At 73.2% G+C, this 7847-nt stretch carries 8 protein-coding genes; 4 read left to right on the plus strand and 4 right to left on the minus strand.

Features of this window, described 5'->3' with window-relative positions; all coding sequences use genetic code 11:
- Positions 1-87: 87 nt before the first annotated feature.
- The 4 genes from ACFYRX_RS40745 to ACFYRX_RS40760 form a co-directional block, all read right to left on the minus strand.
- A complete protein-coding gene (locus tag ACFYRX_RS40745; protein WP_389111677.1) occupies positions 88-1632 on the minus strand; it encodes an ABC transporter permease in 1545 nt (514 codons plus the stop codon).
- Positions 1629-2498 carry an ABC transporter ATP-binding protein gene (locus ACFYRX_RS40750; protein WP_389111678.1) on the minus strand — a complete coding sequence of 290 codons (870 nt, stop codon included), beginning with the start codon at positions 2496-2498 and terminating at the stop codon, positions 1629-1631. The genes ACFYRX_RS40745 and ACFYRX_RS40750 overlap by 4 nt, the downstream gene beginning before the upstream one ends.
- Complete coding sequence (locus ACFYRX_RS40755; protein ID WP_389111680.1) at positions 2495-3322, minus strand: zf-HC2 domain-containing protein; 828 nt, start codon at positions 3320-3322, stop codon at positions 2495-2497. Before ACFYRX_RS40755 ends, ACFYRX_RS40750 begins: the two co-directional genes overlap by 4 nt.
- A 217-nt stretch (positions 3323-3539) precedes the next feature.
- Positions 3540-4082, minus strand: coding sequence for an RNA polymerase sigma factor (locus tag ACFYRX_RS40760; protein WP_389111682.1), 543 nt, complete (start codon positions 4080-4082; stop codon positions 3540-3542).
- 112 nt (positions 4083-4194) lie between these two features.
- On the opposite strand from ACFYRX_RS40760, the gene ACFYRX_RS40765 reads away from it, so the two are divergent.
- From ACFYRX_RS40765 to ACFYRX_RS40780, 4 genes are read left to right on the plus strand one after another with little or no spacing between them, the layout of a single operon-like run.
- Positions 4195-4587 (plus strand): GntR family transcriptional regulator, encoded by a 393-nt coding sequence (locus ACFYRX_RS40765; RefSeq protein WP_389111684.1) that lies wholly within the window; start codon positions 4195-4197, stop codon positions 4585-4587.
- Entirely contained in the window at positions 4584-5507 is a 924-nt protein-coding gene (locus tag ACFYRX_RS40770; RefSeq protein ID WP_389111686.1) for an ABC transporter ATP-binding protein, read from the plus strand. Before ACFYRX_RS40765 ends, ACFYRX_RS40770 begins: the two co-directional genes overlap by 4 nt.
- A complete protein-coding gene (locus ACFYRX_RS40775) occupies positions 5504-6466 on the plus strand; it encodes a hypothetical protein (protein ID WP_389111687.1) in 963 nt (320 codons plus the stop codon). Before ACFYRX_RS40770 ends, ACFYRX_RS40775 begins: the two co-directional genes overlap by 4 nt.
- Positions 6463-7314, plus strand: coding sequence for a hypothetical protein (locus ACFYRX_RS40780; protein WP_389111689.1), 852 nt, complete (start codon positions 6463-6465; stop codon positions 7312-7314). The genes ACFYRX_RS40775 and ACFYRX_RS40780 overlap by 4 nt, the downstream gene beginning before the upstream one ends.
- Positions 7315-7847: the final 533 nt, after the last annotated feature.

Consider the following 7847-nt stretch of genomic DNA (forward strand, 5'->3'; position numbering starts at 1 on the left):
GTGCGGGCCACGGCCACCACCAGCGCCCCGCTCACTCCCCGTACCGCCCGCGCCTGGTGAGCCGCGGTCCCCCGCTCGGCTCCACTGTCACTCCTCGGCACAGTCCTTCGACCCCTTCGGTACGTCGACGCCCAGCACGCGCGCCACCTGGGCCGTCGAGACTCCCGAAGCGGTCAGCTCGGACCAGTGCTGCTTCACGGAAGCCGTCACCTCGCCCCGCGGCCGTTGCAGCAACTCCCGTACGACATCGGTCTGTCCGGCCGACATGGACAGCCCGTCGGTCGGGGCGAGAACGGATGCCGAGCCGGTGACGCTGTCGTCGATGCGGACGTCGGCGAGGTCGGTCATCGGGTGGGTGCCCCCGCCCAGGGCCAGCCACATCGCGGTGACCACCCGGCCGTCGCACAGCTCACCGCCCCTGGACTCGTCACCGGCGACCAGCACATAGCCGACGGCGACCGCGAACTCGGGGACCCGGTTGCCGCCCCACCGCGTGCCCACGGTCACCTGGTGCGGCGCGGTGAGCGGGTCGAGCGCCGAGTCGCCGGTCAGGCCGTAACGGGCATCGATCCGCTGCCGTACGAGAAGCGGCTGCTCTGCGGCGGTGCCGCCGGCCAGGGACTGGACGCGGTCCACGACACCCGCCCAGGTGCCCGCGCGGCCGGTCCACTCGGGGAAGGCGCAGTACGTCGAGCCTCCGTGCTTCACGCACGACTGGTCCTTCTGCGGGGAGACCGTGGCCCGCTCCCGGGCGGCGGTCAACTCCGGTGACACGCCCCCGGACTGGCCCACCGCCCCGGCCAGCGTCAGCGCGAGCGCACCCACCGTCCCGGCCTTCAGGTACGCCGTCCGGCCGCCGCTCGCCAGGACCGCGCAGAGCGCCAACAGCAGGATCAGCCCGGTCAGATACAGCGCGTGCCCGGCGGCGGGGCGGCCGATGAGATCCGACGGGAGCACCGTGTTGCCGCCCTCCTCGCCCACGATCGGTGACAGCCAGCGTGACCACTCCGCGCCGTTCGTGCCCACGGAGATGAAGACGCTGAGGACGAAGAAGCCGATCACGCCGAACGGCGCCGCGAACGTCGTCGGGACCAGCCGGGCGAGCAGCACGCCGAAGGCGCCGCACAGCAGCACGTACAGGGGGCCGACGGCCAGTTCGGCCGGTGAGCCGTGGCCCACCGCGCCGGGCCGGAGCGCCTGCCGGGTGAACTCGCCGAGCACGACCAGCGCGGTCAGGACGGCGAACGGCACGACCGACAGGACGTGCGCGACGGTCCGCCGCCACGGCTCCATGAGCAGCACGTCGAACTGCCGGTCGGTACCGCGCCGACGGGAGCGCAGCGTGCACCGGTTGACGCACACGAACAGGGCGATGCCCAGCAGCAGGGGCCCGGGCTGGGTGCCGCGGTCGGTGTCCTGGAGCGCCGGGAAGGCGTCCATGCCCTCCTTCGTGTGGAACAGCGTCCAGGCGGTGTATCCGACGTACAGCAGGAGGGTCACCAGCACCGGGATGTACCGCAGCAGGTCGCGTGTCTCGAAGCGGGCGAGCGCGAACACGGCCGCCCAGGAGCTCCCCGGAGCGTCCTCGTGCACGGCGGCGGGCTCGGCCGCCGTCTCCATGGCCAGGCTCATGCGGCCGCCACCTCCGCGTCCGTGCCCGCGTCGTCGAGGGTGAGCAAATAGCCGTCCTCCAGGGTGGGTTCGAGGAGGTCGGCGCCGGCGGGCGGGTCGCCGACGTTGCGGAAGGAGCCGGTGCCGGTGCGCCAGCCCGCCTTCGCGTCGGGGGCGCGTTCGGTGCTGCTCCACACCCGGCCGGCGGCGCGGGCGGTGAGGTCGGCGGGGGTGCCCTCGAAGAGGATGCGGCCGCGGGCCATGACCAGGACACGGTGGCAGAGCATCGCCACGTCCTCGGTCTGGTGGGTGGACAGGAACACGGTACGGCCCTCTCCGGCCTGGGCGATCATCTCCCTGAACCGCATGCGCTGTTCGGGGTCGAGGCCGACGGTCGGCTCGTCGAGGACGAGGAAGCCGGGGTCGCCGACGAGGGCGGCGGCGAGGGCGACCCGCTGCCGCATCCCGCCCGACAGCCTCTTGATACGGCGGCCTCGGACATCCCCGAGGTCGACCACGTCCAGCACCCGGCGCACCTCGCGGTGGCGTGCGGTGCGGTCGGTGAGTTCCTTGAGGATCGCCACGTAGTCGACGAACTCGAAGGCACTGAAGTCCGGGTGGAGGCCGGGGGTCTGGGGCAGGTAGCCGAGCGAGCGGCGGACCTCCTGGCGGCCGCGCGAGGTGCCGGGGTCGTGGCCGAGGACGGTGAAGGCGCCCCGGTCGGCGGGCACGGCGGTGGCGAGCACCCTCAACAGGGTGGTCTTTCCGGCCCCGTTGGGCCCGAGCAGCCCGGTGACGCCCGGCGTGAGCCGCAGCGACACGTCGTCGAGGGCGCGGGTGCCGCCGTAGCGGAGGCGGAGCCCGGAGGCGGAGACGGTGGCGGTCATTCGGCGCTCCCGTTGAAGAGGTCGAAGCGGTCACGGAGGAGGAAGAGCAGCCCGGCGGCGAGCGCGGCGACGGTCCCGGCCACGCCCTGCCCGGCCGCGGTGAACGGTGCGAGCGGGTCGGCGGCCGTCTGCTGCGCGGCCTGCGCGGCGAGCAGTACGGCGATCCAGGCGCCGCCGACCAGGGACGGCGCGAGCACCGGGCCGAGCCGGGGGGTGAGCGCGAGACCGGTCGCGGTGAGGGCGAGGGCGGGCAGCAGCCAGGCCAGCGCGCGCAGGCCGTAGCCGGGCAGGGCGAGGGTGGCGAGCCCGTTGAGGCCGAGCCCCGCGACCAGCACGGCGAGCGTGCGGATCATCAGCAGCCGGAAGCCGTGCATGGGGGCGACGACGGCCATCTCGTAGGTCGGGTCGAGCGCCGGGCCGTAGGACAGCGCCACGCCCGCCAGGGGCAGCAGCGGGGCGAGGGCGAGGAACAGGGTGGGTGAGCCTGCCGTGTGCACCGCGCCGACCGTGGCCAGCAGCAGGAACACCACGGCCGCCAGCCAGGAGCGCCGGAGCACCGGCGTGGCCGCGAGCAGCCGCGCGGTGTGGTCGGCGATCCCGACCCGCGTCAGCAGCGCTTCGAACCACCCCGGTCGGGGTGCGTCCAGTTCGGCGTCCAGCCGCTCCCATCCGGCGTCCAGCGCGACCGGGTCGGTGACCTCGCCGAGCACCCCCCGGCACTCGGCGCAGGCGGCGAGGTGGGTGTCGGCGGACCAGAGCAGAGGACCGGCCAACTCACCCTGGGCGTAAGCCCGTAGATCTTCTTCGGCCACATGCCAGGTCATGCCGCCACCTCCTTCGATCGTGCCTGCGGTCGGTCTTGCACACGGCTCTGCGGTCGGGTCGTGAGCCAGTCCTGCCCGCCGCGCATGCCGACACCGGCACCCCCGACCCCCCAGGGGCGCGGGGCTGTATTGAATCTGCGGCTACCGCCGCGCGGGCGCGACCAGCCCCCACCGGCGCGCAGCCTGACGACGCCGCCCCGCGGTCGTACATCCGTACTCACGCCAACGCCTCCCTCAACTGCTTGCGGGCCCGCATCGCCCGGGTCTTGACCGTGCCGGGCGGGATGCCCAGCAGGACGGCGGCCTCGCGGGTGGTCAGTCCGTCGATGACCGTCGCCTGCAGGACCGCCCGCAGCTCCGGTGACAGCTGGACGAGGGCGCCCGCGAGGTCTCCGTGCTCCACCCCCGCGAGCACGCGTTCCTCAGCGGACGCCTCGTCCCGGTGCCGGAGCCGGGACAGGGTCTGGCGGAGCCGTCCCCGCGCCCCGTCGCCGCGCAGGGCGTCGATCAGCCGCCGCGAACCGATCCGCCACAGCCACCCGGCCACGTCACCCTCCTCGCGATAGCGCGCGGTCCCCCGCCACACCGCGAGGAACGTCTCCTGTACGACGTCGTCGACGACCCCCGCGTCCGCGCACCGCCCCCGCAGCCGCGCGAGCAGCCAGGGCGCGTACCGCCGGTACAGCTCCTCGAAGGCACGCCGGTCCCCGTCCGCCGCGATGGCCCGCAGCAGATCCCCGTCGCTTCTCGTTTCCCTCACGCCCTTTCATCGGACGACCCCTGCCGACCGGTTCACGAAACCACGCTTGACTTTCACGGCCACCTTCCACCACCCTTTCACTACTCAATTAGTGAAAGGGTGGTTGTTCCGCGTGGTCGAGTACCGCATCGACCGGCGCTCCGGCGTCGCCACCTACCTGCAGATCGTCCAGCAGACCAAGCAGGCCCTACGGCTCGGCCTGCTCGAACCCGGCGACAAGCTCCCCACCGCCCGCGAGGTCGTGGAGGCCACCGCCATCAACCCGAACACCGTGCTCAAGGCGTACCGCGAACTGGAGCGCGAGGGCCTGGTCGAGGCACGCCGCGGTCTCGGCACCTTCGTCCGCAGAACACTCGGCGCCGGCGCACACACCGCCGACACCCCCCTGCGCTCCGAACTCGACGACTGGGCCAGGCGCGCCCGGTCCGCGGGCCTCGGGCGCGAGGACGTCGACGCGTTCTTCACCGCCGTACTCGACGAGCACTTCCCGAAGGGGGACCAGTGAGTTCCACCAGCACCACCCCGGCCACCGCCCTGGAGGCGTCCGGCCTGGGCAAGCGGTATGGCAGGAAGGCCGCCGCCCTCGACGGCTGCTCCTTCCGGCTCCCCGCGGGCCGCATCAGCGCGCTGGTCGGCCCCAACGGCGCCGGAAAGTCCACCCTCCTCGCCATAGCGGCCGGTCTGCTGCGGCCGACCGCCGGCACCCTCACCGTCCTCGGCGGGACGCCCGGCGAGGCCCGCGACCGAATCGCCTACCTCGCCCAGAACAAGCCGCTGTATCCCCAGCTGACCATCGCCGAGACCCTGCGCATGGGCGCCGAGCTCAACCCGGTCCGCTGGGACGCCGCCCGCGCCGCCCGGATCGTCGAGCAGGGCGACCTCGACCCGGGCTCCCGCATCCGCGGGCTCTCCGGCGGCCAGCGCACCCGCGTCGCACTCGCACTCGCCCTCGGCAAGGGGCCCGACCTGATGCTCCTCGACGAGCCGATGGCCGACCTCGACCCGCTCGCCCGGCACGAACTCATGGGCACCCTGATGGCGGACGCCGCCGACCGCGGCACCACCGTCCTGATGTCCTCGCACATCGTCGCGGAGCTCGCCGACGCCTGCGACCACCTGCTGCTCCTGGGCGGCGGCCGGGTCCGGCTCGGCGGCGGCATCGACGACCTGCTCGCCGTGCACACCCTGGTCACCGGCCGCGGCACCCCCGCCGACCTCACCCGGGCCGGGCACACCGTCATCGAGTCCCGTACGGCCGGCCGCGGCCTGACCGCGCTGATCCGCCGCGACGGCCCGGTCGGCGAGGGCTGGGCGACCGAGACCCCCTCCCTGGAGGAACTCCTCCTCGCCCACCTCCGCGCCCCGCAGGCCCCCGCCCTGCTCACCCCCAGCACGACCCTGACCCCCGAGACGGTGACGGCATGAGCGCCCCCACCCTCGAAAAGGCCCCCGCCTCAGCGACGCGGCACGCGACGCCCGGCCTCGTCCGGACCGTCCTGCGCCTGCACCGCACCGCCCTGTGGATCTGGCTCGCCTTCGTGACGTTCACCGCGGGCCTCCTGCTGTGGCTGACCGGCCCGGGCGCCGACGCCACCGCGCGGAAGCTGGAGAAGCTCGGCTACGGCGGCGGAGTCATGGAGGCCGCCTACACCTCGGACCCGCTCCTCTACTTCACCTCGGGCGCGTACAACGACCTCTTCTACGACCCCGACACCCTCATCACCCTCGCTTCCTTCGCCATCGCCCTGTTCGCCGGCGGCCCTCTGATCGCCCGTGAACTGGAGTCCGGCACCGCACAGTTGGCCTGGACCCAGTCCGTCACCCCGGCCCGCTGGCTCACCGCCAAACTCGCCGTCCCCGCGGCTTTCATCATCGTGGGCACAGGCCTCCTGACCCTCCTGTACCGGCACCTGTGGTCCGCCCACAGCAACCTGCTGATCGCCGGCATCGGCCCGCGTTCCCTGTACTTCTCCCTCGGCCCGGCCACCGTCGCCGCCCCGCTGCTCGGACTCGCCCTGGGCGCACTCATAGGCCTGGCCGTCCGCCGCACACTGCCCGCACTCGCGTTCAGCGGCTTCGCGTACTTCCTGGTGTACGCGTTCCGAGGCAACCACTGGCCCTTCCAGGGCCGCTACCAGCAGCCGGAGCTGCACTCCCGCAGCTCGGCAATCACCTCCACGGGCGCCGAGATCAGCGACCCCGGTTGCTACACGAACAACACCTGCCTCGCCAAGCACGACATCGTCCGCTTCACCCGCGAGTACCTGCCCTCCCCTGACTACTGGCCCCGCCAGCTCCTGGAGACCGGCGTCCTGCTCGCCCTCACCGCCGTGGCCGTCGCCCTCGCGTTCGCCGTGCTGCGCAGGCGGGCGGCCGCCGTATGAGCACCGTCCGGGCCACCCCCTCAGCCCCCTCAGCCGTCGCGCCCAAGGGGCTCGTCCGGACCGTGCTGCGGCTGCACCGGACGGCCCTGATCGTCTGGGCCGTCTTCGTCCTCGGCACCACCTGCTACCTGGTGTGGCTGACCGAGGTGACCGCCGACTCGGTGTACGAGACCCAGGCGGCCTGTCTCCGGAACGGCGGGACCTTCTGCGGCCTCACGGAGGCGGGCGACTACGCCGCACCCATGAGCTGGATCAGCACCTTCTTCTCCTACAGCTTCTGGGCCGTCGCCGCCTGGGCGGGCGGCGCGCTGATCGGCCGTGAACTGGAGTCCGGCACCGCCCGGCTGGCCTGGACGCAGTCCGTCACACCCACCCGCTGGCTGGCCGCCAAGCTCGCCGTGCCGGCCCTGCTGATCGTGGTCGGCGGCGCGGTGTTCGTCCCGGTCTACCGCTGGGCCTGGTCGGCGCACCGGAACCTGATGACCGACAACTGGAGCTACCCGGACGTGTTCGCCGCGCGCGGCCCCGCCGTGGTCGCGTACGGCCTGTGCGCCCTCGCCGTCGGCACCCTCGCCGGGCTGGCCCTACGCCGGTCACTGCCGGCCCTCGCGGTCTCGGTCGCCGTGATGGTGGTCCTCAACCAGACCATCGAGCGGTACGGCGAGGACTTCTGGCCCACGGTGAACAACGGCTGGCCGCCCGAGGACCTGTGGCTGACCCGCGACGGCACCTACCACTCCCCGTCCCAGTTCTGGCCGATGCACCTCGCCGAAACCGGCATCATCCTGACTCTCACCGCACTCGCGACGACAGCCGCCTTCTGCCTACTACGCCGCCGTACCGCCTGACACCCTCGCGATGTTGTCCGTCGCCCGCGACCCGGCGGGGGCTGACCGCGCAGTTCCCCGCCCCCCTGAGTGGGAACGGTGCACGCACGTTTCGAGGCACTCGGGGTGGGGGCTGGTCGCGCAGTTCCCCGCGCCCCTGGGTGGGGACGGTGGACGCATCTTCGGACGCGCACGGCCCCCGCACCCCTGAGTGGGGACGATGGACGCACGTTTCGAGGCACTCGGGGCGGGGGCTGATCGCGCAGTTCCCCGCGCCCCTGGGTGGGGACGGTGGACGCATCTTCAGACCTACACGGCCCCGCGCACCCCTGAGTGGGGACGGTGCACGCACCTTCGGACGCGCACGACCCCGCACCCCTGAGCGGGGACGATGGACGCACCTTCGGACGCGCACGGCCCCCGCTCCCCTGGATGGGGACGGTGGACGCACCTGCAGTCTCCGACGGCGCGTAGGGGACGGGGTGGGGGGTGTCCGCCCGCAGCGGCCGGCGTCCGGAACCGAGTACCACTCAAGCGACCGAGCCGCCGGACCG

The sequence above is a fragment of the Streptomyces sp. NPDC005374 genome (assembly GCF_042872225.1).
Taxonomy (GTDB): domain Bacteria; phylum Actinomycetota; class Actinomycetes; order Streptomycetales; family Streptomycetaceae; genus Streptomyces.